We start from the raw sequence: 26,147 nt of genomic DNA on the forward strand, positions 1-26,147 counted from the left end.
GGAAACGCTATTGTTTTCATAGCGCGTCGCGCAACAGGGATGAGGACTTCATGCCATTGATGGTCATGAACGCCGTGCGCGGCGACGGTGCCAGCAGCAGCCTGTCGACCAACGGTCCGATGGAGGTGGATTCGGGATCCACCAGCAAGACGTAGCGGCCACCGTCTTCGTCGAGCCGCCCCACCCAGTCCAGCGCCACCAGGGTGCCCAGCACCGCTTCGAGCAGCACCGGATCAACGCGCAGCGCCTCAGCCAGACGCCCGGCATCCAGCCCGCGATGCCCGGCCTGCCCACTCTCCAGCAGCCGCGCCACGGTGTCCAGCGCCAGCGTGAATTCCCAGCCCGGCGTGCCGCCGCGGCGAGCCACGCCCATCAGCAGGCTGGGCAGGTAGGCAGTGATGACGGCGCCCAGCAGCACGATGACCCAGACCACGTAGATCCAGACCAGCAGGATCGGCACTGTGGCAAAGGCGCCATAGACCGCCGAATAGGTAGGCACCGCCTTCACATACAGTGCCAGCAGCTTCTTGGCCACCTCGATACCGGCCGCAGCAAAGATGCCGCCGGCCCAGGCGTGGCCCCACTTCACCGGGGTGTTCGGGACGTAGTAGTAGGTGGCCGCCATGCCACCGGCCACCATGAAAAACTCCAGCAGATCCAGCAGGAAACGCACCCCCCCCGGCATCTCCCCCACCAGACCGCGCGATGCCGAGAGCAGGTAGGACGTGATGGTCAGGCTGCCCGCCAGCAGCACAGGGCCGAGCGTGAGGGCCGCCCAGTAGATCAGCAGACGCTGCCCCAGCGGGCGTGGCCGGCGCACGCGCCAGATGCTGTTGAGCGTGCGGTCGATGGTGAACACCAGACTCAGTGCGGTGGCGAACAGCGCCGCCAGACCGACCGCCCCGAGCCGGCTGGCCTTGCCGGCGAACTGCGTCAGGTAACCCAGCACCTGGCGGGCGATGTTGTCGGGAATCAGGCTTTCAACGAGCCACTTCTGCAGCACCTCCTGCAGCTTGCCGAACATGGGGAAGGCGGTGAACACCGCCAGCGCCACCGTGACCAGCGGCACCAGGGCGATGATGGTGGTGAAGGTCAGGCTGCTGGCGGTCAGGCCCAGGCGGTCTTCGCGAAAGCGCTCCCGCAAGGTCAGCATCGTGTTCCGCCAAGGGAAGTGCGACAGGTTTTGGAGAAAGACGTGCAGTCGGAAGGGCTCGCTCATCCCGCTATGATGCCACCTCCATGAATGCAATCGACCACCCTGTGCCCCCCAGCGTCCGCCTGAGTCGCCTGCTGGCCGTCGGCAGCCTGCTCGGCCTGATCCTGCTGGGCCTGGCCTGGGAGTTGTGGCTGGCGCCGCTGCGTCCCGGCGGCTCCTGGCTGGCGCTGAAAGTGCTGCCCTTGTGCATGCCGCTGGTCGGCCTGCTGAAGAACCGCATGTACACCTACCGCTGGGTCAGCCTGGTGGTCTGGCTATATTTCATCGAAGGCGTGGTGCGCGCCACCAGTGAACCGGCCCCCGGCGCCTGGCTGGCCGCACTCGAGGTGCTGCTGTGCCTCACACTGTTCACGGGCTGCACCCTGCATGTGCGCCTGCGCCTGAAGGCCGCCAAGGCCCATCCAATGACCGAAGCTCAAACACCATGACATCCCCTGCCCAACTGCTTGATCAACTGCGCCAGATCGTCGGCGCTGCCAATGTATTGACCGACGGCGACCTCACCGCCTGGGAACTGGACTGGCGCCGCCGCGAACGCGGCCGTGCCCTGGCCGTGGTGCGCCCCGGCACCACCGAGGAGGTGGCCGCCGTGGTGAAAGCCTGTGCGGCGGCCGGCGTGAGCATGGTGCCGCAAGGCGGCAACACCGGCATGGTGGTGGGCTCCACACCCGATGCCAGCGGCACCCAGGTGGTGCTGAGCCTCACCCGCATGAACAGGGTGCGCGCGCTCGATGCCGGCAACCTGACCATCACAGTGGACGCCGGTTGCGTGCTGCAAAGCCTGCAGGATGAATGCGAGAAGGCAGGTTTCCTGTTCCCGCTCAGCCTGGCCTCAGAAGGCAGCTGTACCATCGGCGGCAATCTCGGGACGAACGCCGGTGGTACCCAGGTGGTGCGCTATGGCAACACACGCGAGCTGTGCCTGGGGCTGGAAGTGGTGACGGCACAAGGCGAAATCTGGAACGGCCTGACCGGGCTGCGCAAGGACAACACCGGCTACGACCTGCGCCACCTCTTCATCGGCTCCGAAGGCACGCTGGGCGTGATCACCGGCGCCACCATGAAGCTGTACCCGATGCCCAAAGCGCAGCTGACCGCCTTTGCCGCCGTGCCTTCGCTGGAAGATGCCGTGAAACTGCTGGGCCTGGCGCACCAGCACCTGAGCTCAGGCCTGACCGGCTTCGAGGTCATGGGCCAGTTCGCGCTCAGCCTGGTGGCCAAACACTTCCCACAGCAGCGCGTGCCCTTCTGGCAGGAGTCGCCCTGGTGCGTGGTGCTGGAGAACTCCGACAACGAATCGGAAGCCCATGCGCGCGACTGCTTCGAGCGTCTGCTGGAAGCTGCCATGGAAGCCGGCCACGTGACGGACGCCGTGGTGGCCGAGAGCATGGCCCAGGCCCATGCGCTGTGGCACATCCGCGAGAGCATTCCGCTGGCGCAGGCCGAAGAGGGCCTGAACATCAAGCACGACATCTCGATCAACGTCTCGCGCATCCCCGAATTCGTGAACGAAACCAATGCCCTGCTGCTGGAACGCTTCCCCGGCGCACGCCTGGTGACCTACGGCCACCTGGGTGACGGCAACCTGCACTACAACGTGCAGGCGCCGGAGGGTGACGACCAGGCCCGCTTTCTGAACGAGGAAGAAGCGCCGATGAACGAACTGGTGTACGAGGTAGTGGATCGCTACAACGGTTCGATCTCGGCCGAGCACGGCATCGGCAGCCTGAAGGCTGACAAGCTGGCGCACCACAAGTCGCCAGTGGCCTTGGGGCTCATGCGTTCGATCAAGCAGGCGCTGGACCCGCAGAACCTGATGAACCCGAACCGGGTCATCAAGGCCTGAGCCCCTGTCGAGCCCTTCAGCCTTTCATGTAGCGCTGCAGCAGTGCCTTCAGCTCCTCTGAAGCGCCTTTGAACTGCAGCCCGATGACGAACCCACTGCGTTGGCCACTGTAGGTGCAGTGGGCGACGGTGGCTGCAACCTGGACCTTGTGCATGCTGCCGTCCGGCAGCAGCAGCGTGAAAGACAGGTTGCACGGGGTGGCCGGCGCCAGATTCACGTCGACGACAAGGCTCATGCCGCCGGTACTGACATCGACGGAGCGGACCTCCATCTCCGGCTTGCCGGCCAGCGCCACGCGGACGCGCACCCTCAAAGGTTTGCGCTCAACCTGCCGGCGTTCATCGCCTGACGAGGCGGACGTAAGAATCGATGACATGAATTCCTCACCTGATACGTTGCAGTTCACATCACTGCTTTTTTGTTTGATACCACTATAAAGCAGCATCATGACGGTCTTCGCCAGGGCCGTGCAGAGGCGGTCCGACTTGTAGGAAAATGCCTTTCTTATGACCACCCGCCCCATCCGCTCCCAGTACGAAGACTTCATGCGCCACGTGTACACCACGGGCGTCACCAAGACCGACCGCACCGGCACCGGCACGCGCAGCGTGTTCGGCCACCAGATGCGCTTCGACCTGAATGAAGGCTTTCCGCTGGTGACCACCAAGAAGGTGCACCTCAAGTCCATCATCCAGGAGCTGCTGTGGTTCCTCACCGGTTCCAGCAACAACAACTGGCTGAAGGAGCGAGGCGTCACCATCTGGGACGAGTGGGCCAAACCCGATGGCGATCTGGGACCGGTCTACGGCGTGCAGTGGCGCAGCTGGCCAACGCCGGACGGCGGCCACATCGACCAGATCGCCGACGTGATCAAGACCCTCAAGTCCAACCCGGACTCGCGCCGCATCATCGTCAGCGCCTGGAACGTGGCCGAGCTGAACAAGATGGCGCTCATGCCCTGCCATGCCTTTTTCCAGTTCTACGTCGCGCCCTCGCAGGTGGCCGGCGAGCCCGGCAAGCTGAGCTGCCAGCTCTACCAGCGCAGCGCCGACATCTTCCTCGGTGTGCCCTTCAACATCGCCAGCTACGCCCTGCTGACCCACATGGTGGCGCAACAGTGCGACCTGGCTGTGGGCGACTTCATCTGGACTGGCGGCGACTGCCACATCTACAGCAACCACCACGAGCAGGTGGAACTCCAGTTGAGCCGCACGCCCTTTGCCTACCCGACACTCAACATCAAGCGCCGGCCGGCCTCGATCTTCGAGTACGACTACGAGGACTTCGAGGTGCTGGACTACCAGTGCCATCCGGCCATCAAGGCGCCGGTGGCCGTGTGATCAGCAAAAAACAGTTGCTGGCCCTGGTGGCCCTCACGCTGATGTGGGGCATCAACTGGCCGATGATGAAACTCTCGCTGCGAGAGCTGTCGCCCATGTACTTCCGTGCCTGCACCATGAGCGTGATGGCCATTCCCCTGGTAGGCACCCTGAGCGCCTCCGTCATCGTGGGCGAATGGCCGCACTGGCAGGATTTCGTGGCCATTGCGTTCGTCATGGCCGCCATTGCCGCCGTCTTGCTGCCCCCGCGTGCGCCACGTCTCCAAGGAAAACCCGCATGAAAATTCACATCATCTTCGCCCGCGCCGCCAATGGTGTGATCGGCAAGGACGGCACCATGCCCTGGCACCTGCCAGAGGATCTGGCCCACTTCAAGCGCACCACGCTGGGCTGTCCGGTGATCATGGGGCGCAAGACCTGGGAATCGCTCCCCGCCCGCTTCCGCCCCCTGCCCGGCCGCGTCAATGTGGTGGTGACCCGCCAGCACGACTGGCAGGACACGGGCGCCAGCGTGGCCCATTCGCTGCCGGAAGCGCTAGCCCTGTGCGGTAAAGCACCGGATGCCTGGATCATCGGCGGCGCCGAGATCTACGCCCAGTCGCTGCCCTTGGCCAGCACGGCCGTCATCACCGAGATCGAGGCCGACTTCGATGGGGACGCCTTTGCGCCACAATTCGGCCCCGAGTGGAAGGAAGTGGCACGCGAGCGCCACACGGCCACCAACGGTTTGCACTTCAGTTTTGTCACCTACCAGCGCACAGAAGGAAATTGATATGTCCGGACACGGTTTTCACGTCCACGGCCCGCACGACCACGAACTGGAACACGCCCAGCAGGGTGGCCACGGCGATCATGGCAGCGGCATGACCAACCAGATCGCGATGTTCACCGCCATCATCGCCACCGTGGGCGCCATCTTCGCCTACATGGGCGGTGCCACCCAGGCCAATGCCGGCCTGTACAAGAACAACGCCGCCATCAAGAAGACGGAAGCCTCCAACCAGTGGAACTACTTCCAGTCCAAGAGCACCAAGCAGTCGTTGGCCGAGGTCTCGCGCGACCTGACTTCGCGCGAGGGCGAGAAGGACAAATACCAGGCCAAGATCGACCGCTACGAGAAAGAAAAGAACGAGATCAAGGCCGTGGCCGAGAAGCTCGAAGCCGACGCCACCGAGTGGGACAAGAAGAGTGACGAGCAGATGCACCAGCACCACCGCTGGGCCCAGGCCACCACCGTGCTGCAGGTCTGCATCGCCCTGGCCGCCATTGCCCTGCTGACGCGCAAGAAGTGGCTGGAGTACGCCATGTTCGGCACCGGCGGGCTCGGCATCGTTGTCGGCGCCTTGGCGGCGCTACACATTTGATAGCTGTCCGCGCATACCCGACAAGCGCTGAGACCTGAAAACATACAGAACCCATGAAGCTCGCCACCTGGAACATCAACTCGCTCAACGTGCGGCTGCCGCAGGTGCTGGACTGGCTGGCCGCCAACCCGGTGGACGTGCTGGCGCTGCAGGAACTCAAGCTCACCGACGACAAGTTCCCGTTCGACGCCTTCACGCAAGCCGGCTATTCAGCGCAGTGTTTCGGCCAGAAGACCTACAACGGCGTGGCCCTGCTGACGCGCACGCCCGCCACCCACGTGGTGCGCAACATCCCGGGGTTTGACGACGACATGGCGCGCGTCATCAGCGCTGACGTGGGTGAACTGCGGGTGGTGGGGGCCTATTTCCCCAATGGGCAGGAACCGGGCTCGGACAAGTTTGAGTACAAGATGGCCTGGCTCAAGGGCTTGCGCGACTGGCTGCGCCAGGAACTGGTTGCGCACCCGAAGCTGGTGCTGATGGGTGACTACAACATCACCTTCGACGACGCCGATGTCTGGGACCCGGTGGGCCTGAAGGACACCATCCACTGCACCGAAGAGGAGCGCTACCAGCTGCGCGCCTTGATCGCGCTGGGCCTGCATGACGCGTTCCGGCTGTTCGGGCAGCCCGAGAAAAGCTATTCGTGGTGGGACTACCGCGACTTCGCCTTCCGCCGCAACCGCGGCCTGCGCATCGACCACATCCTGGTCAGCGATGTGCTGAAGCCGCTGGTAACGGCCTGCACCATCGACAAGGCACCGCGCAAGAACGAACGGCCGAGCGACCACGCGCCGGTCATTGTCGAGCTTCAAGCCGCCTAGTCCCCTGCGGCAGACGGCGCTCAGGCCGGCTGCGCTGACGCCGGAGCCCGCAGTGGCACCCGCAGGGTAAAGATGGTGCCGGCACCGGGCTGGCTGCTCACGTCGACCTGCCCGCCGAGCACCTCGGTCACGATGTTGTGCACGATGTGCAGCCCCAGGCCGGAGCCGCCCTGGCCAAGCCGGGTGGTGAAAAAGGGATCGAACACCCGCTTCAGGTTGTCGGCGGGAATGCCCACACCGTTGTCGCGCACCTCGATCTGCACCTCGTCGGCGTTGATGTCATGGGCATGCACCTCGATGCGGCCACGCTTTCCATCCACAAAGGCATGGGTCATCGCGTTGTTGATCAGGTTGTCCAGAACCTGCCCGAGCGGGCCCGGATAGCTGTCCAGTTCCAGCCCGCTGGCGATGTCCGCCTGTACCTCGCAGCCGGAGCGGCTGATCACCGGGCTGAGGGTGATGACGATTTCCGAGACGATGTCCTGCAGGTTGAATTGCCGGCGCTGTGAACTGGCCCGATCCACCGCCACCTGCTTGAAGCTGCGCACCAGATCGCCGGCTCGCATCAGGTTGCGCACCAGCACCTCGGTGGCAAACCGGGCATCAGCCATGCATTGATCCAGTTCCGAGCGGCGCAGGCCCGCCTTGATCTGTCCTTCAAACGCCTGCAAGCGGTGCTCCAGCGTGGTGGCCACAGTCAGGCTGTTGCCGATCGGCGTATTGAGCTCATGGGCAACGCCGGCCACCAGCGATCCCAGGGCCGCCATTTTTTCCGACCGGACCAGTTCATCCTGGGCCCGGTGCAAGTTGTCCAAAGCCTGGGCCAGCTCGGCGTTGGCCTGCTCCAACTTGAGTGTGCGCTGCCGCACCCGCTCTTCCAGTTGCTGGTTGATGTCGCGAATGGCCTGCTCTGCCGTGCGCTGGGCTGTGATGTCCTTCACAGCCAGCATCAGGTACTTTTCCCCGTCGGACTCAAAGGTGCTGGCGGATACCTTGGTATAGAACTGCTGCCCCTGCTTGCGCTTGAAAGTCACATCGAAGTCGCGCACCTCGCCTTCGCGCTGCAGGATGCCAATCAGCTGGGTACGTTGCTCAAGGACCGCCCAGATGTCCAACTCGGCCGAGGTATGGCCAATGGCCTCTTCCCGCGTGAAGCCACTCAAGGCTTCCCAGTTGTGATTGACTTCAATATACCGGCCATCCGCCATGCGCGTGATGGTCAGGGTGTCGGGCACCAGGTTGAACACCTTGGCAAAAATGGCGTCGCGTTTGCGCAGCGATTCTTCCGCTTCGACACTGAACACGGCCTCCATCGGCACCTCCGGCACCACGGTGGACACACCACGGCGCCGGCCCAGGAAAAAACCCAGCCCCAGCCCTGCGGCCAGCAAGGCCAGTGCAATGCCTAACGTCCCCATTGAATTGACTCCATCGATGCCATGCGTCCTGCACGGCATTATGGATGGACCTCATGACACTCGCCAGCGAGCCTATTCGAGCCCCAATTCCTGGATCTTGCGTGTGATGGTGTTGCGGCCGATGCCGAGCTTGTGCGCCGCTTCGATGCGACGCCCCTTGGTATTGAACAGGGCCGTCAGGATGAGCTTGCGCTCGAAGCGGCGGCTCAGTTCATCCCACACATTTTCCCGGCCGCTGCTCAGCAAGGCCAGCGCCTCCGCCTCCAGCCCCTCCTCCCAGCCGTCGCCCGTCAGCGCAACGGTCGGCACAGGCGCGGCAGTGTTGCCCGCTGTGGCTGGAGCGGCCGTCGGGAGCGCTGCGGCCACGGCCGGCTGCACCGGCGCAGCCACTGCGGCATGGCCGCTCTCGTCCACCATGACCTCGGGTGGCAGGTCCTTGGGCTCGATCACTTGCGCAGGCGCCATGACGGTGAGCCAGTGGCAGATGTTTTCCAGCTGGCGCACATTGCCGGGAAAACCGAAGCGGCTTAGCCGTTCCAGCGCTGCATCGGAAATGCGCTTGGGCTCCACACCGAGCTGGCGCGCACTCTGCTGCAGGAAGTGGCGTGCCAGCATCGGCACATCCTCGCGCCGCTCGCGCAAGGCCGGCAGGCGCAGACGGATGACGTTGAGGCGGTGGAACAGGTCCTCCCGGAACACGCCTTCCTTGACGCGCTGCTCCAGGTCCTGGTGCGTGGCAGCAATGACGCGCACATTGGCCTTGACCGCACTGTGGCCGCCCACGCGGTAGAAATGACCGTCGGACAGCACCCGCAACAAGCGGGTCTGCAGGTCGAAGGGCATGTCGCCGATTTCGTCAAGGAACAGCGTGCCACCCTCGGCCTGCTCGAAGCGGCCGCGGCGCATGGTCTGCGCGCCGGTGAAGGCGCCACGCTCGTGGCCGAACAGTTCGCTTTCCAGCAGATCCTTCGGGATGGCGGCGGTGTTGATGGCCACAAACGGGCCGTCAGCGCGCGGCGAATGCTTGTGCAGTGCGCGCGCCACCAGTTCCTTGCCGGAACCGGACTCGCCGGTGATCAGCACCGTCACATTGCTCTGGCTCAGGCGGCCGATGGCGCGAAACACATCCTGCATGGCCGGTGCCTGGCCCAGCATCTCGGGGGCGGCACTGATGCTTTCCTGTGCCACTTCCTCACGCTGACTCTCTTCCACCGCGCGGTGAATCAGCTCGACCGCCTTGGGCAGGTCAAACGGTTTGGGCAGGTATTCGAAGGCGCCACCCTGGAAGGCCGAGACGGCGCTGTCCAGGTCGGAGAAGGCGGTCATGATGATGACCGGCAGGCCGGGGTAACGCGCCTTGACCTTCTCCAGCAGTTCGAGGCCGGAGCCGCCCGGCATGCGAATGTCGCTCACCAGGACCTGGGGGCCATCTTCGTCATCGAGCGCAGCCAGCACATCGCGGGGGTTGGTGAAACTGCGTGTGGGCAACTGCTCGCGCAACAGTGCTTTTTCCAGCACGAAGCGGATGGACTGGTCATCATCAACGATCCAAATCGGCTTCATGTCGTGGCTTACCTCAGGTCATGCTGCCGTGAACGGTTCAGGGCAGCGGGATCAAAATCTTGAAATCGGTCCGGCCCGGCTCACTGTCACACTCGATCAGGCCATGGTGCTGCTGCACAAACGTCTGTGCCAACGTCAGCCCCAGGCCAGAGCCGCCCTCCCGTCCCGATACCAGCGGATAGAAGATGCGGTCCTTGATCGAGTCTGGCACGCCAGGCCCGTTGTCGATCACATGCAATTCCAGTGCCAGTTTGTAGCGCTGTTTGCCAAAAGTGGTTTGACGCGCCACCCGGGTGCGGAAGGTCAGTTGTGCATCGCCAGCCGCCACGCGCTCCGCCAGGGCATGGCAGGCGTTGTGGGCGATGTTGAGCACCGCCTGGATCAGTTGCTCGCGGTCGCCCCGGAATTCGGGAATCGAGGTGTCGTAATCGCGCACCACGCGCAGCCCCTTGGGAAATTCGGCCAGGATCAGCGAGCGCACGCGCTCGCACACCTCATGGATGTTGACGTCACCCACCACATGCGGACGGCGGTGCGGGGCCAGCAGACGGTCCACCAGGGTCTGCAGCCGATCCGCCTCGTGGATGATGACGCGCGTGTATTCGGTCATCTGGCTGTCGATCTCCATCTCCAGCAACTGCGCTGCACCACGGATGCCGCCCAGCGGGTTCTTGATCTCGTGTGCCAGGTTGCGGATCAGTTCCTTGGTGGCCTGAGCCTGGTCCAGCAGGCGTTCCTCGCGCTCCTGGCGTGCCTGCTGCTCCAGTGGCAGCAGTTCAACCACAATTTCGTCGGGGTGGTCAGTCTGCGTCACGATCACGTGGACAGGCAGCAGATCGCGGTTGGGGCGCTTGAGCCAGGCGTCGTAACGCAGGGCCGCAAAGTCATTGCTCTTGACGCCGGCGAGGGCATTGCGCAGCACCTGCGGCTCGGTGAAGCTGGCGCCGAAGTCGGTGTCGACAATCAGGCGGCGCGACGTTCCCAGCGCATCTTCCAGCGCGGCATTGGCAAACAGCACGGCACCGTCGCTGTGCACCACCGCCACCAGGGTGGCGAGCAGATCGAAAGTCTGGAAACGGGAGGAGGATGAGGTGGACTTTTTCAAGCCGCCTATTTTGACGCAGTTGACGTGCCCACGCGGCCCAATTCGCGTCGAATGCCGGCAATATCGCTGTCGTTGCGTTCGATGTTGGCCTTGAGTTCAGCCACGCGGTCCAGGTACTTCTGGTGGTTGCGGGTCTCGGGACCGAGTTTTTCCGGCTCACCGTTGTTGTATTCCTTCTGCAATTCCTCGCGCCGGAGTTCGGCCTTGCGCAACTCGGACTCGAGGATCAGGCGTGCATCGGAATCGCGCGAACGCTGCTCAGGGGTGTCGATGCGTGAGCCGGCCTGGGTGGCGGACGCCACGCGCAACGGTGCCGGGCGCTGGTTCTGCACCACCGTGACGTTACCGCCGTCAAGCAGCTTGCAGCGGCTCTTTTGCGACTCGGAAATCGTGTTGGTGTACTCATTGCCACAGCGGTAGATGCGACCTTGAGCGTGACCATTTGCTACAAAAAATGCAGCAAGCAGCGGGATGACTAATGCGTATTTCATGCTTTCTCTCCACGCATCGACAGATGCAGGGACGGTCTGCCAGTATCCCTCAAAGCCCGGGAAAGTCCAACGCCGGTAACACTCTGCAAACAAAAAGGACGGCCGGAGCCGTCCTTTTTTGGCGACACACTGTGGGTATCCACAGTGTTCGATGCCCCGATTACAGGGAGTAGTACATGTCGTACTCGACCGGGTGCACCGCCATGCGGAAGCGGGTGACTTCCTGCATCTTGAGCTCGATGTAGGCATCGATCATGCTGTCGGTGAACACGCCGCCCTTGGTCAGGAAGGCGCGGTCCTTGTCCAGGTGCTCCAGCGCCTGGTCCAGGCTGTGGCACACGGTCGGCACCAGCTTGTCCTCTTCCGGGGGCAGGTGGTACAGGTCCTTGGTGGCAGCTTCGCCCGGATGGATCTTGTTTTCCACGCCGTCCAGACCGGCCATCAGCAGGGCGGCAAAGCCCAGGTAGGGGTTCATCAGCGGATCGGGGAAGCGGGCTTCCACGCGACGGCCCTTGGGGTTGGCCACGAAGGGGATACGGATGGAAGCAGAACGGTTCTTGGCCGAGTAAGCCAGCTTCACCGGTGCTTCGAAGTGCGGCACCAGGCGCTTGTAGCTGTTGGTACCGGGGTTGGTGATGGCGTTCAGGGCACGGGCGTGCTTGATGATGCCGCCGATGTAGTACAGAGCGAAATCGCTCAGGCCGGCGTAGCCGTCACCGGCAAACAGGTTCTTGCCGTCTTTCCAGACCGACTGGTGCACGTGCATGCCGGAACCGTTGTCACCGTGGTAGGGCTTGGGCATGAAGGTGGCGGTCTTGCCATAGGCATTGGCCACGTTGTGCACCACATACTTCTGCAGCATGGTCCAGTCGGCGCGCTCAACCAGGGTGCTGAACTTGGTGCCGATTTCGTTCTGGCCGGCGCCAGCGACTTCGTGGTGGAACACTTCGACCGGGATGCCCAGGGATTCGAGGATCAGGGACATTTCAGCGCGCATGTCTTGCGTGCTGTCGACCGGGGGCACCGGAAAATAGCCGCCCTTGACGGAGGGGCGGTGGCCGCGGTTGCCGCCTTCGAGCTTGGCACCGGTGTTCCAGGGTGCTTCGTACTCTTCGATTTCGTAGAAGGGGTTGTTGGCGTCGGTGCTCCAGCGCACGCCGTCAAAAATGAAGAATTCGGGCTCGGGACCGAAGTAGGCGGTGTCGCCAATGCCGGAGGCCTTCAGGTAGGCTTCGGCGCGCTTGGCGATGGAACGCGGGTCGCGGTCATAGGCCTTGCCGTCAGCGGGTTCGACCACGTCGCAGTTCAGGAACAGCGTCGTTTCTTCGTAGAAGGGGTCGATGTTGGCGGTGTTGGGATCGGGCATCAACAACATGTCCGATGCTTCAATGCCCTTCCAGCCGGCGATGGACGAACCGTCGAACGCATGGCCCGACGTGAACTTGTCTTCATCAAAGTGAGAGACGGGCACCGTGGTGTGCTGCTGTTTGCCACGGGTGTCGGTGAAGCGGAAGTCAACAAACTTGACTTCGTTTTCCTTCACCATCTTCATCACGTCTGCGACGGTCTTGGCCATCAGATACTCCTGGTTGAATGGTTTGTTGAAAATTTCATGGGCATGAATGCAGTTTCTGTGCCAATCTGGTTTCTGCATGGCTGCGCCGAACCCCGCATTTTGCCCTCAGTTTGACCCTGTTCGACACGAGCATCAAGATCAATTTCCGAATTCGGCCCCTTAATCGCACCATTTAGGTGCAATACATATTGCACCAATTTCGTGCGCCTTTATTTGCGCACCAATTCAGGGCCTGTTTTGACGCCCTGCAGGTGCAGGCCAGTCAACAGTTCCGGATAGGCCAATGCCACCTGGTCGGGTGATCCTTTGACGCCGAGTTCAATATGGCGGCCATGCTGCGGGTGATCCACGCTGGGCAGGCTGAACACCTTGATGCCGTCAAAGCGGCGCTCGATGTCTTCCATCAGCGGCGTCAAGGCGGCTTCCATGGAGCCGTAGACGATGACCGACTGCTCAACCCAGGCGGCCTGGCGGAACAGATGCCGGTAATGGGTGTCCAGCACCCACTCGATCATGGGCCAGGCCATGACCGGGAAACCCGGCACGAAATGAATTGCGCCCCTGTCACCGGGCGAGGCGCAACTAAAGCCCGGAATCTTGTTGTACGGGTTGGGGATGATGTCAGCCCCCAGCGGGAACACACCCATGTTCAGGCGGTGGATGTTGTCGGCCCGGTCCGGCTCGTAAGGCACGCCCTGCTCCCGCGCCACGTCCTGCATGCGCTCGCGGATCAGGCTTTCGGCTTGCGGGTGCAAGGCCAGCTCGACACCCAGGGCACGCGCCGCGCATTGGCGCGTATGGTCATCGGGTGTGGCACCAATGCCGCCGCAGGAGAACACAATCTCGCCCGAGGCGAAGGCGCGTGCCAGCGTGGCGGTGATGCGTTCCGGCGAGTCGCCCACGTAGTCGGCATGCGCCAGCTGCAGGCCGCGCGCGTGCAACAGCTCGATCACCTTGGGCAGGTGTTTGTCGGCCCGTTTGCCGGAGAGGATTTCGTCGCCGATGATGATGAGGCTGAATTCAGGCGTGTGGCTGGTCGTCGGCATGGGGTGCATCGGGCAAGGTAGGGGTGTCGCTGGTGGCAGGCGCCGGGCTGCTTGTCAGCGGAACGGCCGCAGCCGGGACCGCTGCGGCTTCGGCCCGCAGGGCCGTCAGTGCAGCCAGGCAGAAATGCGCGAACCACAGCGAGGAAAAGGCAAAAACGAAGGTGTAGATCCAGATCGCCAGCGGCACCAGCAGCGGCGCAAACACGATGGCCATGGCACCCACCGCCCAGATCAGGCCAGGCGCCGCCCCCAGGTAGCCGGTCAGGATGCCGATGGCCAGCAGCCAGAGCCGGTGGCGGCGCAGCAGCTCGGCGCGCTCCTCGCGGCTGGCGTGCTCGGCCAGCGTGTCGTAGGCCATCACGCGGTAGGTCAGCCAGCCCCAGACCAACGGCGGCAGGACCACCACCAGGGGCGGAATCAGCCACAGAGGCACGGACACCACCAGCGCCAGCGCCGCCAGCAGGGAGGTGCCCACGGCAAACAGCAGGCCACGCCAGAAGGAGCCGCCATGGCGGCGCTCCAGGCGGGGGAAACGCCGCTCCGCCACCAGCGCCACCAGCGACGGCGTCATGAACGAGGCCACTGCCAGCAGCGACAGGATGATGATGACCGGCAAGGTGAGCATGAGCAGCACCAGCGGCGCCACCACGCTGCGCAGGTTGCCGGCCCCCACGCTCTCCAGCCAGCGCATCAGGCTTTCCAGCAGTGCCAGCTCGTCCAGCCAGGCCTGCACGGCCTGCACCGCCGGCTCCCAGAAGAAATAGACCAGACCGCCGGACAGGGCCACCATCAGCACCAGCGGCAGGAAGGACAGCGCGATCACACGCGGCCGCAGCGAATAGACCAGGGCGCGCCAGAAGGAGTCCAGAAACAGATTCATGGCGCGGAGCATACCCGGGTTGGCATGACAGGGGAATGTCAGGCGCGTCCCACCAAGCGCTTGAAGCCCAGCCACTGCTGGGCCCAGAAGCCGCGCCCGTAGTCCCGCCCCTGTTCCACCTGGTCGCGCACGCCGGTAGGGTCGTAACGCTGCTCGAAATTGGCGGTGCCGAACAACATGTCCCACCAGGGCAGCAGCACCCCAAAGTTATGCCCACCGAGCACTTTTCCTGGGGACTCGTGCCCGATGCCGATGGCATGGTGCACACGGTGAAAACGCGGGCTGATCCACAGCCGCTCGCCCCAACTGCCAAAAGACAGGCGCAGGTTGGCGTGCTGGAAGCTTTCGCTGAGCTGGGTGAAGGCGACGATGGCGACGAACTGCCCAGGCGCCACACCGATCAGCTGGGCCACGGCGACCACGATCACGTCGCGCAGCAAGTCGTCGAGCAGGTGGTTGCGGTTGTCGCTCCACATCGTCATCTGGCGCTGTGCGTGGTGCAGCGCATGCAGACGCCACCACCATTCGAAGCGGTGCTGGCCGCGGTGGATCCAGTAGTCGAGAAAATCAAACACCACCAGGTACAGCAGCAGGCTGACCACGGGCTGGTCGGTGACGCCGGGCCAGAGATCGTCCAGATGGAAGGTGGCCAGCCCGGCCACGCGCAGTTCGCCGAACAGGTCATCAAGCAGCGGTGTCAGCGTGAAGAACAGCACCAGGCGGAACAGGCCGAGGCGGTGGATCAGGGTGTAGAACACATCGACGCGCACGGTGGCGCGGTCGGTCACGGCCTCAACCGGGCGCCAGCGCTGCAGCGGCCCGATGACGGCCAGCAGCACGACCAGCTGCAGCAGCCCGATCAGCAGCCAGCCGGTGGCGTCGTAAGCGTCCTCCAGCCGGTTGCCCAGCCCGAGCCCGAAAGCCAGCGGCTGCACCAGTGCCTCGAACAGCCACTCCTGCAGGTCGGCGAAGGCATTGGCCAGTGCATCCATGCTCAATTCTCGCGTGAACGCCGGCCGTCGATCCAGCCCCGGTAGGCAGGATGCTCGCGCAGGGTGCGGAAGCAGAAACCACGGTCTTTCAGGCCCATGATGAGCGGCTCCAGCACGGTGGGCGCCCACGGGTCCTTGCGTGACCAGATGCCCAGATGCGCCATCAGGATGTCGCCAGCGCGGATGTCGCGCAGGGCCTTCTTCAGCAGTGCGGCGTTGCTGTAGGTCTCGCTCGGCAACTCATCGCCAAGGAAACCGGCTGCAGCCCAGCCCACGTGGGCGTAACCGCAACCCTTGGCGGCCGTCAGCAGCGCCGGCGAGGTCTTGCCGCCGGGCGCACGAAACAGGGGCAGTGCCGGCTTGCCTGTGAGCTGCGCCAGCCGGTCGGACGCGGCCTTGATCTGTGCGCAGTACTGCCGTGCATCCCAGACCATCTCGCGCCCTTCGTCGGAGCCGGCAGAAGGTTTCACGCGAAAGCGCATCGCCCCGCCTTCCGTAGCGACATCGGCGCGCCAGTAAACATGGTCGAACGTGTGCGAAGCGAACTCATGCCCTTCGGCGGCTCGGGCGCGCCACCAGGGCGCCCAGTGCTCGCCCAGACTGCCGTCGCCGACGCGGCTGCGCTCCTGGGCGGCGAAAAAAGTCACCTGCACCTGCTGACGCTGCAGCACCTCGGCCACCAGTTCGGCCACGCCCATGTGGCCGGTGTCAAAAGTCAGGTAGACCGGTTTTTTGCAGTCTTTTGGAGCCTCAGGCCTTGCCGTATTTGCGCCAACAGCTATCGAAACGATAGCAATCAGAAAGCCCGGCAGCAGCTTACTGGCGCGGCGCATGATCCAGTGTCCAGACGCCGTGCGGCGATTTGCCGACCCGAACCTGCCGCACCACCTCGCGCGTGGTGGTGTCGATCACGCTGAGTTTCTTGGCCCAGCGCGAGGCAACAAAGATGTAACGACCGTCGGCCGTCAGGTCCATGCAGTCCGGGCCGCTGGGGCCCGGGTACTGGTCCACCACGGTCATGGTCTGGAAGTCGATCTTGCTGATGGTGTCAGCCACGCGGTTGCTGACGAAGACATGGCGCCGGTCGCCGACGGCACGGAAGGCGTGTGCGCCCTTGCCGGTGGGGATGTAATGCGCCAGGCGCGGTGCAGGCCCGGAAACGTCATAAACCTCCACGCCTTCGCCGCCGGTCAGGCCGATCAGCAGGAAGCGGTCATCCGGCGTCCCGAACACGTCGGCCGGCAAGGGGCCGGTCTTGCGGCGCCATTTGAGCGTCTGGCTGGGCAGGTCAATCGCCACCAGCTCATCGCTGTCCTGCATGGTGGCGTAAGCGGTGCTGCTCTTGCTGTCGATCCAGACGTGGCTGGGTGTCTTGCCGGTGGCAATGCGCTTGGCCAGCGTCAGGTCACGGCCGTCCCAGCGGTAGATGTCAACGTGGTTGAGCCGGTTGCCGGCGGTGACAAACCACTTCATGTCGGGCGAGAAGCGCAACTGGTAAGGATCGATGATGCCGCGCACGGTGCGCTGCACCTCGGCCGTCTTCGGATCGACAAAGGTCAGCGAGTCGCTCAGCGCGTTGGCGATGATGAGCGACTTCTCGTCCGGCGTCAGGTACAGATGGTGCGGCTCCTTGCCGGTGGCAATGCGCTTGACCACCTTCCAGCTGGCCGGGTCGATGACGCTGACGTCGGCATCCAGCGAATTGAGCACGAAGATCGGCCGCAGCTGCGCCCAGGCCCCGGAGGTGAAGGTGCTTGCTGCCACGAGGGCCAGCAGCACGCAAGAAAATGGAATGGGTAGACGCACAGCGGGTGACGAGTTCAGACAATCTGCAAGTGTAGCGGCCGGCCTGTGCCGGATCCGACCGGGAGAGCCCGACGCACCCATTGTTTGACCCGCCTCAAGGCCGGCTGTTGTCTCGCAGCAGCACCGCTCGGCCGGTGCGGAGCGTCAGCCGGTGATCAACCCCAGATCGGCTTCGGTCAGCCAGCGCCACTGTCCCGGCGCCAGGTCGGCCGGCAGGGTGAGGCCGCCGATCTGCGAGCGGTGCAGCCCCTCCACCCGGTTGCCCACCGCCGCCAGCATGCGCTTGACCTGGTGGTACTTGCCTTCCGTCAGGGTCAGGCGCAGATGGTGGCTGTCAACCGCCTCGCAGGCGGCGGCGCGCACCGGTTTCGGGTCGTCGTCCAGCACCACGCCCGCCAGCAGGCGTTGTACCTGCTGGTCATCCAGCGCGTGCTTGAGCGTCACCTCGTACACCTTGGGCACGTGGTGGCGCGGTGAACTCATGCGGTGGATGAACTTGCCGTCGTCGCTCAGCAGCAGCAGACCGGTGGTGTCCTGGTCGAGCCGGCCGATCGCCTGCACGCCCTGCACGGCGCCCTTGTTGGGCCGCAGGCGCAGCGGCGACGGCAGCAGGGTGTAGATGCTGGGCCAGGTGGAGGGCTTTTGCGAACACTCGGTGCCGGCCGGCTTGTGCAGCATCAGGTAGGCTTTCTCGTGGTAGGCCCAGTCCTCACCCTGCACCCGGAAGCGCAGGCCATCTGCTTCGAAATCCATAGCAGCCTGCGTACATTCGACGGGCTCAGATGCATCATTTCCCTCGCAAACCTGCACATGACCCTGCTGGATCAGGCCGGCGCACACGCGCCGCGTGCCAAAGCCCTGGGAATAAAGAATGTCTTGCAATTGCATGGCGCCAAGTATCGCAAACCTGCCGCCATGCGCCGGCGCTCACGCCCTGGTGTCCGGAAATTCCCGGGCAACCGTTCCCATGGTGTCGACGTTGTCCAGCACCCAGTCGACGATGGCGGGATCGAAATGCCGGCCGCGCTGCTGGCGCAGGTAATCCAGGATGGCCTCCAGCGGCCAGGGCGCCTTGTAGCTGCGCAGGCTGGCCAGGGCATCGAACACGTCGGCCACGGCACCGATGCGGCCGTAGATGTGGATCTGCTCGCCCTGCAGACCAAGCGGGTAGCCGCTGCCGTCCCATTTCTCGTGGTGCTGGCCTGCCAGCACCGCGGCCGCCTGCAGGATTTCGCGCTTGGACTGGCTCAGCAGGTCCTGGCCGATCTCGGCATGCTGGCGCATCACGGCCCATTCTTCCTCGTCGAGCTTGCTCGGCTTGTGCAGCACGGCATCGGGGATGCCGATCTTGCCGAAGTCGTGCAAAGGGGCGGCGGCCTGGGGCTGTCGGCCTCGCGGTCCGACAGCCCCAGGCCGCGGGCGATCAGGTGGCAGTACTCCGCCACACGCCGCACGTGCTGGCCGGTTTCCCTGGAGCGGGTTTCAATCGCCTCGCCCAGCATGTAGACGATGTCGCGCTGCGTGCCCTCGATCTCCTCGTGCAGCAGCGTGTTTTCATAGGCGATCGAAACGTTCTGCAGAAACAGCTCGATCAGGTGGGAATCGTCCCGCGACAGCGGGTGCAGGCTCTTGAGGTAGATGACGTTTTCCTTGCCACCATCGGCCTGGAAGTAGCCCCAGTACTCGCCCTCGCGCAGCAACGGCTGGCGCGTGCGCAGCACGGTGGCCACATCCTCCAGCATCTGCGCCGGCAAGCTGGTGCCCGCCGGAGTGCCGATCAGCTCGATAAAACGGCCGGTGGCCGCCGCCACCACCACCTGGCCGCCGTCGTCGCGCAAGGCCAGGCTGTCGCACTTGATGAACAAGGCATCGCGCTCCAGGTACAGCAAGGCCACCAGCTGTTCCAGCACGCCTTGCACGAAGCGGCTCAGGTCGCGCGTACGGAAGATCTCGCCGGTGGCATGGATGACGCGCCGCAGACCGGCGCGGTTGGCATTCAGCGCCATCAGGTCGCGCCAGGAACGCAGGCTGGTGAGAATTGTGCTGTAGAGCTTCTGCGCCGACAGCTCCGACTTTTCCTTGTAGTCGTTGATGTCGTACTGGCGAATCACCGCACGCTCCGGCGCCTGACCGGGCTGGCCGGTGCGCAGGATCAGCCGGATCAGGCGGTTGTGGTGCACCTCGCGAATGGTGCGCACCAGATCCAGCCCGGCGTGCTCGCGCTCCATCACCACGTCCACCAGCGCCACCGCCGTGTCGGGGTGGGCCCGCAACAGCAGCTCGCCCTCGGCCGCCGAGTAAGCGCTGAGAAATTCCAGCCCACGGCCATCGAACTCGAAGCCGCTCAAGGCCAGCCGGGTCACCTCGTGCACACCGGCATCGTCATCGATGATCATGACTTTCCAGCCGGGCCGGGCCGGCTGCCCGGCGGGGGCCTCCTCCAGCTCCTGCGCAAAAACCATCACCCCTTCCGGGAGTTCCTCGTCTTTCATTCGCCCTCCTTGCCCGGCTGCAACGGGAAGCGGATACGGAATGCCGTTCCTGTCCCCCCGTCCTTCTTGACCAAGTGAATCACACCGCCCAGCGTGCCGGCCACCAGGTTGTAGACGATGTGCAGGCCCAGACCGCTGCCACCGGCACCGCGCCGCGTGGTGAAGAAAGGGTCGAAAATCCGGCCTTCGATGTCAGCCGCAATGCCTTTGCCGTCATCGGAAAACTCCAGCTGGATCTCGTCGCCCACCTGCTCGGCCGTCATGCGGATCCGGCCAGGCTGCCCCGCCTCGTAGGCATGGATCAAGGCGTTGAGCAGCAGATTGCTCAGGATCTGGTAGATCGCCCCGGGATGGGTACGGATGACCAGCTGGCGGTCGCTGTCATTGACCACCTCAACCCCAGTCCCCTTGAACTGCGGCTTGAGACTGAGAACGATCTCGTCGATGTAGTCATGCAGATTGAGGTGGCGCCACTCGTTGCTGGACTGATCCACCGCCACCTGCTTGAAGCTGCGAATCAGTTCGGCCGCACGCAGCAGGTTGTTGACCAGGATATCGCATCCATTGAGCCCATGCGTGATGAAACGCTCCAAGGCGGAGCGTTTGAGCGTGCCCTCAGCGAACGCACGGCTCAGCAGCTTAAACTCCTCCTGCAAGGTGGTGGCGGAGGTAACGCCGATACCGATGGGTGTGTTGATCTCGTGTGAAATACCGGCCACCAGGGCGCCGAGCGAGGCCATCTTTTCAGACTGCACCAGCTGCGACTGCGCTTCGCGCAGCGTGCCAATGGTGCGGCTCAGGTTGTCGTTGGCCTCGATCAGAGCCAGCTCGGCGCGCTTGCGCTCGGTGATGTCGATGCCGGTTCCGATCATGTACTGAAGTCGCCCGGCTTCGTCGGTCAGCATGGCATTGCTCCAGGAAACCAATCGCCGCTGGCCGTCGCGTGTCAGCCACTCGACCTCCAGATTGCGTGGCAAGGCAGCCGGCGATGTCTGGTTCTCGTATTTGGCGCGCACCGCGGCCCTGCGCTCTGGCGGAATCACGGACTCCCAGATCGGCCGGTCGCGCAATTCCTCGAATCGGTAGCCCGTGAGCCGCTCGCACGCCTCGTTGAAGCGCACAAAACAGCCACGCGTATCGATCACAAAAATCAGCGTCTCGGCCGTGTTCAGAATGGTTTCAATGAAAGCGCGCTGCTGTTCGAGTTCGTTGGTGCGCTCCAGCACGCGCTGCTCCAGCGTTTCGTTGAGTTCACGCAACGCCAACTCAGCCTGCTTCTGCTCAGTAATGTCCTGCAGCGTCCCATTGACCCGCGCCGGGCGTCCCCGATCGTCCCCTTGCACCGCGCCGCGCAGATGCACGTATTTCATCCGCCCCCCTGGAAGCAGCAGCCTTAGCACCACCTCGAAATCGGAACAGTTGGCCATCGCCGCCGTACGCCTCTCGCGCAGGGTATGCCGGTCCTCGGGATGGAGCATTTCCGCCACCCGAGTGCGTGACACACGCCCGTCTGCGCTCTCCAGCTCATGGATGCGCAGCGCCTCCTCCGACATCAGGTAGTCGTCCTGGGCAAAGTCGAACTCCCAGTGGCCGATCTTTGCCAGCTGCTGCGCCTCTTTCAAGCGCAGCTCGCTGTCACGCAAGGCCAATTCCGCCAGGGCATATTCGGTCTGATCCTGCACCGTGCCCAGCACACGCACCGGCTGGCCCTGCTCGTCACAGTGCACGACACCACGCACTTGCACGTACTTCGTGCGGCCATCAGCGAATACCAACCGCACCCGCGCCGAGTAGGTACCGCCCGGATGCATGGCATCCAAGCGGGCACGGCGCAGTTCGACGCCATCTTCCGGAGGGAGAGTTGCCGCCATGGCCTCGCGCGACACGCGTCCATCGGGCACATCCAGTTCATGAATACGCAGCGCTTCCTTCGACAGGCGGTACTCGTTGGTCACCAGATCAAGTTCCCAACTGCCGATGTGCGCCAGGTGCTGAGCCTCCTGCAACAACGCCTCGCTCTTGCGCAACGCCTCTTCGGCCAGCTTGTTTTGCGTGATGTCGCGTTCAATTGAGATGTATTTGACCAGTTGCCCGCGTTCGTCGTACACCGCCTGCACATCAATGATGGCCCAGTATCTGCGGCCACTCTTGTGGTAGTGGACGATCTCGGCCTCAAATCGCTCGCCCTTGGAAATGCGCTCCTGGACGAACGCGTAAGTGCCTACGTCCGTTTCGGGTCCGTTGAGAACGTCACTCGGACTCTTGCCGCGCACTTCGACCAGCGTGTACCCGCTCATGCGCGTGAAACCGTCATTGACCCAGGTGATCCGGGTATCCGCATCCATGATGATGACGCCGTTATCGGTCCCGGAAGCCACAAGCGCCAACTCCCGCGCCTGTGCCTCGCGTTCGCGCAAGGCCTGTTCCGCCAGGGTCTGCTCGGTAATGTCCTGTATGGTGCCGATCACGCGCAGTGGATTGCCCTGCGCATCGGCCTGCACCGCCGCGCGCAGCTGTACATGCTTGATGCGTCCATCGGCAAATCGCAACCGGATCTGCAGCGCATAGCTCCCCAGACTGGCCAGGGCCTGCGCCCGGCTCTGCCGGTGCATCAGCTGGTCATCCGGGTGCATGAGCGCGACCACGGTTTCGCGTGACACCCGCTGACAGGACGGATCCAGCTCATGGATGCGCAGCGATTCGTCGGACATGATGTATTCATTGCGCGCCAGATCGAGCTCCCAGCTGCCGACACGGGCCAGTTGTTGCGCTTCCTTCAGCCGCACCTCGCTCAGGCGCAACGCGGCATCCGCCTGCTTGCGCTTCGTGACGTCGCGCTCGATCGCAATGAACTTGACCAGGCCACCCGCTTCGTCATGCACCGGCTTGACATTGAGCGCGACCCAGTATTTGCGCCCGGCCTTGTCGTAATTGACGATTTCGGTTTCGAAACCCTCGCCACGCGCCAGTTGTTCGCGCATCATGCGGCGCACCACCGGATCCGTGTCCGGCCCCTGCAGCAAGCGGCCCGGGTTCTTGCCCATGGCCTCGTCCAGGCTGAACCCGGATATCCGCTCAAAACCTTCGTTCACCCACAGGATCAGGCCTTGGGCATCGGTGATGATCACGGCGTTGTCGGTACGCGCTGCCACCAGGGCCAGCTCACGCGCCTGGGCATCACGCGCCTGCAGCGCCTCTTGTGCCGCCTTGCGCCCGGATATGTCAATGCAGACCAGCAACTGCCGGCGGACATCGCCATGCCTGAAACTGCTCAGCACGGCTTCGCAGGCCAGGCGCTGGCCGCCACGCACGCGCAGCATCACCTCCTGGCGGCCGGCCCCCGGTTCCGGCGACAGATCGGAGACCGCACCTGACGGCAACAATGCGGCTCCGGCATCCTCCAGCAACGCCGTCCAGCTTGGCAAAGCAGCGAGCTCAACTGCCGTGTAACCGCTCAGGCTTTCCATCGCCTGATTGGCATAAATCACACGGTCGCCCTCGATCAGCAGCACGCCTTCGCCGGCATTCGACTGGGCGGCCAGCAAGGCCTTGTAGAAATTGTTCTCGCCGAGCACTTCGTCATAGAAAGTCAGCGCCAGCGAAGCCGCCAGCACCAGCACCGCCACCAGACCGACGAATACGCCAATGGTGTCGCCTCCCCAGCCGGTGGCCGCCACGGTACAGATTGCCTCGGGGGCGAACTCGGCCGCTGCCATGCCGGTGTAGTGCATACCGGCAATCGCCAGCCCCATGAGCACGGCGCTGACCAGCCTTCGGCCCAGGGATGGACTCGCCTCCCTGCGCTCGCGTGAAAACAGATACAAGGCAACCCAGCTGGCCCCGACGGCAACCAGCAGTGACAGGACCAGCAATGTCCTGTCATAGACGATGGGGGGAGCCATCTTCATGGCCGCCATGCCGCTGTAGTGCATTGCCACGATGCCCAGGCCCATCAACACCGAAGCCACGAAACGGCTCGCAGCACGGGCCTGCTGCTGCCCCAGCATCGCCAATGCAATGGCGGAAGCAAGGATGGCCGGCAACAAGGACAGGGCTGTCACCAGTGGGTCGTAGGCCACCGGTATCGGCAGATGCAGCGCCAGCATGCCCACAAAGTGCATGGTCCAGATGCCGATGCCCATGGCGCATGCACCACCCGCAATCCAGTACCGTCGCGTCGCCTGGCTGGCCCATGCCAGCCGGAAGGCCACACGCAAGGTGGTGTAGGCGGCAAAGATGGCAATGAAGACCGAGAACGCAACCAGGGGCCACTGGTAGGTAAAGGTCATGACGTTTTCCAAGATCAGCGTTCTTTTTATCTTGCTCGATCCACTATACAAGCAAGAAAGACCCGTCCGAAAAGGGAAAACCCGACCGTTACCGGCCGGGTTTTGGAGATTGGTGGAGCTGGGGGGATTTGAACCCCCGTCCGCAAGCCTTCTTCGCGCAGTTCTACATGTGTAGTCATCTGATTTGGATCTCGCCCGATGCGCCGCGCAGCGACACGCTACGCATCAGACCAGTGCCCTATTTTCTCGTCCATCCCCAAGGCACCCGGAGACAGACCAGCCAATATGAATTCCCTTGCAGCCTGGAGGCTTACGCCCCCTTGCCCAGCCTATCGGCCAACTGTTGCAAGGCTCACCGGATTAAGCGGCGAGTGCGAAACGTTCGTCGTTTGCAGTTAGTTTTTTTCTGCGGTTTTACGAGGTGACAGAACCTCGACATGCCCTGCTGCGTGTCCGAACCCACGTCGAAACCAGTGCAGCCCCTGAAATAGCTATTTTAGGCCTGCTCCAGCAATTGCAAGAGCTCGGCCGGAGAATTTATCGTGGCGTGTGCGCCCCAACTGGCCACGTCGGTTTTTTGACCGAGATAACCGTAGGTGGCCGCCACCGTGCCCATGCCAGCAGCACGGCCGGCCACGATGTCGCGCTCGTCGTCGCCCACATAGAGACAACGCTCGGGACGCAGCCGTAGACGCCGCGCCGCCTCGAACAGTGGCTCGGGATGCGGTTTGGCATGGGGGGTGGTGTCCCCGCTCACAATAGCGCTGGCACTGGCAAACAGCGGCATCGCCCGCGTCAATGGTTCGGTGAAACGCCGCGACTTGTTGGTGACCACACCCCACGCCAACAGGCGCTGTTGCAGCCGCTCGATCAGCTCCGCCACACCGGCAAAGGCGTAGGTGCGTTGCGTCATGCAGTTTTCGTAGTTGACAAAAAATTCCTCGCGCATCAAAGCGAATTCTGGATGTTCCGGCGTCAGGCTGAAGGCCACCTCTAGCATGCCGCGCGCGCCAGCACCGGCCATGGGCCGGTAGACCTCGGGTGCCAGGGACGGCAAGCCGCGATCGGTCCGCATTTTGTCTACGGCGGCCCCCAAGTCGGGGGCACTGTCGATCAGTGTCCCGTCCAGGTCAAACAGGACGGCCTCAATCCCGGAAAAGCCCTTCATCACGTCCCCGCCACCGGTCGACGTGTCGCCAACAGGTAGTTGACGCTGGTATCGGCACTCAACCAATAACGCCGGGTGAGCGGGTTGTATTCCATGCCACGGGTCTGCCCCAACTCCAGCCCCGCCTGCCGGCAGTAGCGCGCCAGTTCGCTGGGGCGAATCATCTTCGCGTACTCGTGGGTACCGCGCGGCAGCAGCTTGAGCAGGTATTCAGCCCCGACGATCGCGAACAGGAATGATTTGGGATTGCGGTTGAGGGTGGAGAAGAACACCCAGCCACCCGGTTTGACCAGCGTGTAACAAGCCTGCACAACGGAGGCGGGATCCGGCACATGCTCCAGCATTTCCATGCAGGTCACCACATCGAAGCTGGCCGGCTGTTCGGCCGCCAGCGTCTCGGCGCTGACCTCACGGTACTGCACATTTGGCGTCTGGGCTTCAAGTGCATGCAGTTGGGCCACTTTCAGCGCCTTGGTCGACAAGTCAATGCCCGTGACACGGGCGCCCTTGCGCGCCATGGCGTCGGCCAGAATGCCGCCACCGCAACCGACATCAAGCACCTGGCGCTCTGACAGGGACACTTGGCCATGGATCCAGTCCAGCCGCAGCGGATTGATCTGGTGCAGAGGACGAAATTCGCTCTCAGGGTCCCACCAGCGATGGGCCAGCTCGGAAAACTTGGCCAGCTCGGCCGGATCGGCGTTCAATGTAGAAGTCATGGCCTGATTATC

The 26,147-nt window shown here is 63.7% G+C and carries 25 protein-coding genes and 1 other RNA gene; 7 read left to right on the forward strand and 19 right to left on the reverse strand.

Translation table 11 applies throughout. The features are described 5' to 3' along the window. Positions 1-16: 16 nt before the first annotated feature. Positions 17-1,219 carry a YihY family inner membrane protein gene (locus CDE01S_RS02380; protein WP_066703178.1) on the reverse strand — a complete coding sequence of 401 codons (1,203 nt, stop codon included), beginning with the start codon at positions 1,217-1,219 and terminating at the stop codon, positions 17-19. Positions 1,220-1,239: 20 nt separating this feature from the next. Here CDE01S_RS02380 and CDE01S_RS02385 point away from each other — a divergent pair, with 20 nt between their 5' ends. Next, positions 1,240-1,644, forward strand: a complete 405-nt coding sequence (locus CDE01S_RS02385) for a DUF2069 domain-containing protein (protein ID WP_066703181.1) — start codon at positions 1,240-1,242, stop codon at positions 1,642-1,644. Beyond that, positions 1,641-3,062 carry an FAD-binding oxidoreductase gene (locus tag CDE01S_RS02390; protein ID WP_066703184.1) on the forward strand — a complete coding sequence of 474 codons (1,422 nt, stop codon included), beginning with the start codon at positions 1,641-1,643 and terminating at the stop codon, positions 3,060-3,062. The genes CDE01S_RS02385 and CDE01S_RS02390 overlap by 4 nt, the downstream gene beginning before the upstream one ends. Before the next feature lie 16 nt (positions 3,063-3,078). Here the strand turns inward: CDE01S_RS02390 and CDE01S_RS18055 are convergent, their stop codons facing one another. After that, positions 3,079-3,609: a PilZ domain-containing protein gene (locus CDE01S_RS18055; protein ID WP_084382657.1), complete on the reverse strand. Its 531-nt coding sequence runs from the start codon at positions 3,607-3,609 to the stop codon at positions 3,079-3,081. On the opposite strand from CDE01S_RS18055, the gene CDE01S_RS02400 reads away from it, so the two are divergent. Genes CDE01S_RS02400 through CDE01S_RS02420 form a run of 5 tightly spaced genes read left to right on the forward strand, consistent with a single transcriptional unit; the run spans position 3,569 to position 6,590 of the window. Next, positions 3,569-4,402: a thymidylate synthase gene (locus tag CDE01S_RS02400; RefSeq protein WP_066703188.1), complete on the forward strand. Its 834-nt coding sequence runs from the start codon at positions 3,569-3,571 to the stop codon at positions 4,400-4,402. The two genes, CDE01S_RS18055 and CDE01S_RS02400, sit on opposite strands and share 41 nt — an antisense overlap. Beyond that, positions 4,399-4,683 carry a hypothetical protein gene (locus tag CDE01S_RS18940; RefSeq protein ID WP_066703190.1) on the forward strand — a complete coding sequence of 95 codons (285 nt, stop codon included), beginning with the start codon at positions 4,399-4,401 and terminating at the stop codon, positions 4,681-4,683. Before CDE01S_RS02400 ends, CDE01S_RS18940 begins: the two co-directional genes overlap by 4 nt. Further along, positions 4,680-5,174, forward strand: coding sequence for a dihydrofolate reductase (locus tag CDE01S_RS02410; RefSeq protein WP_066703193.1), 495 nt, complete (start codon positions 4,680-4,682; stop codon positions 5,172-5,174). The genes CDE01S_RS18940 and CDE01S_RS02410 overlap by 4 nt, the downstream gene beginning before the upstream one ends. Before the next feature lies 1 nt (position 5,175). Next, positions 5,176-5,766, forward strand: coding sequence for a DUF4337 domain-containing protein (locus CDE01S_RS02415; RefSeq protein ID WP_066703196.1), 591 nt, complete (start codon positions 5,176-5,178; stop codon positions 5,764-5,766). A gap of 53 nt (positions 5,767-5,819) precedes the next feature. Next, positions 5,820-6,590, forward strand: a complete 771-nt coding sequence (locus CDE01S_RS02420; protein ID WP_066703199.1) for an exodeoxyribonuclease III — start codon at positions 5,820-5,822, stop codon at positions 6,588-6,590. A gap of 20 nt (positions 6,591-6,610) precedes the next feature. On the opposite strand, the gene CDE01S_RS02425 is transcribed toward CDE01S_RS02420, so the two are convergent. From CDE01S_RS02425 to ubiG, 17 genes are all read right to left on the reverse strand, one after another. After that, the gene (locus CDE01S_RS02425) at positions 6,611-8,008 is read right to left on the reverse strand and encodes a sensor histidine kinase (RefSeq protein WP_066703201.1); all 1,398 of its coding nucleotides are present in this window, start codon (positions 8,006-8,008) and stop codon (positions 6,611-6,613) included. Between the two features lie 72 nt (positions 8,009-8,080). Beyond that, positions 8,081-9,571: a nitrogen regulation protein NR(I) gene (gene ntrC, locus CDE01S_RS02430; RefSeq protein WP_066703204.1), complete on the reverse strand. Its 1,491-nt coding sequence runs from the start codon at positions 9,569-9,571 to the stop codon at positions 8,081-8,083. A gap of 37 nt (positions 9,572-9,608) precedes the next feature. Continuing rightward, positions 9,609-10,676, reverse strand: coding sequence for a nitrogen regulation protein NR(II) (glnL, locus tag CDE01S_RS02435; RefSeq protein ID WP_439648661.1), 1,068 nt, complete (start codon positions 10,674-10,676; stop codon positions 9,609-9,611). 5 nt (positions 10,677-10,681) lie between these two features. Continuing rightward, positions 10,682-11,167: a hypothetical protein gene (locus CDE01S_RS02440; protein WP_066703210.1), complete on the reverse strand. Its 486-nt coding sequence runs from the start codon at positions 11,165-11,167 to the stop codon at positions 10,682-10,684. A 160-nt stretch (positions 11,168-11,327) separates the two neighbouring features. Then, positions 11,328-12,743 carry a type I glutamate--ammonia ligase gene (gene glnA, locus CDE01S_RS02445; protein WP_066703212.1) on the reverse strand — a complete coding sequence of 472 codons (1,416 nt, stop codon included), beginning with the start codon at positions 12,741-12,743 and terminating at the stop codon, positions 11,328-11,330. Positions 12,744-12,952: 209 nt separating this feature from the next. Then, positions 12,953-13,789 (reverse strand): competence/damage-inducible protein A, encoded by an 837-nt coding sequence (locus CDE01S_RS02450; RefSeq protein ID WP_066703215.1) that lies wholly within the window; start codon positions 13,787-13,789, stop codon positions 12,953-12,955. Further along, on the reverse strand, positions 13,764-14,669 hold the full coding sequence (locus CDE01S_RS02455) for an EI24 domain-containing protein (protein WP_066703482.1): 906 nt from the start codon (positions 14,667-14,669) through the stop codon (positions 13,764-13,766). The genes CDE01S_RS02450 and CDE01S_RS02455 overlap by 26 nt, the downstream gene beginning before the upstream one ends. A gap of 38 nt (positions 14,670-14,707) precedes the next feature. Next, positions 14,708-15,661, reverse strand: a complete 954-nt coding sequence (locus CDE01S_RS02460; RefSeq protein WP_066703218.1) for a sterol desaturase family protein — start codon at positions 15,659-15,661, stop codon at positions 14,708-14,710. 2 nt (positions 15,662-15,663) lie between these two features. Further along, the gene (locus CDE01S_RS02465) at positions 15,664-16,494 is read right to left on the reverse strand and encodes a polysaccharide deacetylase family protein (RefSeq protein WP_084382646.1); all 831 of its coding nucleotides are present in this window, start codon (positions 16,492-16,494) and stop codon (positions 15,664-15,666) included. Further along, positions 16,478-17,548, reverse strand: coding sequence for a YVTN family beta-propeller repeat protein (locus tag CDE01S_RS02470; RefSeq protein WP_084382647.1), 1,071 nt, complete (start codon positions 17,546-17,548; stop codon positions 16,478-16,480). Before CDE01S_RS02470 ends, CDE01S_RS02465 begins: the two co-directional genes overlap by 17 nt. A 63-nt stretch (positions 17,549-17,611) precedes the next feature. Beyond that, positions 17,612-18,355: a 16S rRNA pseudouridine(516) synthase gene (locus CDE01S_RS02475; protein ID WP_066703228.1), complete on the reverse strand. Its 744-nt coding sequence runs from the start codon at positions 18,353-18,355 to the stop codon at positions 17,612-17,614. Positions 18,356-18,394: 39 nt separating this feature from the next. After that, positions 18,395-18,796, reverse strand: coding sequence for an HD-GYP domain-containing protein (locus CDE01S_RS02480; protein ID WP_066703231.1), 402 nt, complete (start codon positions 18,794-18,796; stop codon positions 18,395-18,397). Continuing rightward, positions 18,751-19,959, reverse strand: coding sequence for a DUF3369 domain-containing protein (locus CDE01S_RS02485; RefSeq protein WP_084382649.1), 1,209 nt, complete (start codon positions 19,957-19,959; stop codon positions 18,751-18,753). The genes CDE01S_RS02480 and CDE01S_RS02485 overlap by 46 nt, the downstream gene beginning before the upstream one ends. Further along, positions 19,956-24,248 (reverse strand): PAS domain S-box protein, encoded by a 4,293-nt coding sequence (locus CDE01S_RS02490; RefSeq protein WP_066703237.1) that lies wholly within the window; start codon positions 24,246-24,248, stop codon positions 19,956-19,958. Before CDE01S_RS02490 ends, CDE01S_RS02485 begins: the two co-directional genes overlap by 4 nt. Positions 24,249-24,358: 110 nt before the next feature. Then, positions 24,359-24,731: a transfer-messenger RNA gene (gene ssrA, locus CDE01S_RS02495) on the reverse strand. Between the two features lie 13 nt (positions 24,732-24,744). Beyond that, positions 24,745-25,416 carry an HAD-IA family hydrolase gene (locus tag CDE01S_RS02500; protein ID WP_066703239.1) on the reverse strand — a complete coding sequence of 224 codons (672 nt, stop codon included), beginning with the start codon at positions 25,414-25,416 and terminating at the stop codon, positions 24,745-24,747. Continuing rightward, on the reverse strand, positions 25,416-26,135 hold the full coding sequence (gene ubiG / locus CDE01S_RS02505) for a bifunctional 2-polyprenyl-6-hydroxyphenol methylase/3-demethylubiquinol 3-O-methyltransferase UbiG (RefSeq protein ID WP_066703242.1): 720 nt from the start codon (positions 26,133-26,135) through the stop codon (positions 25,416-25,418). Before ubiG ends, CDE01S_RS02500 begins: the two co-directional genes overlap by 1 nt. Positions 26,136-26,147 lie beyond the last annotated feature (12 nt).

It is taken from the genome of Curvibacter delicatus NBRC 14919 (assembly GCF_001592265.1).
Lineage (GTDB): Bacteria > Pseudomonadota > Gammaproteobacteria > Burkholderiales > Burkholderiaceae_C > Hylemonella > Hylemonella delicata.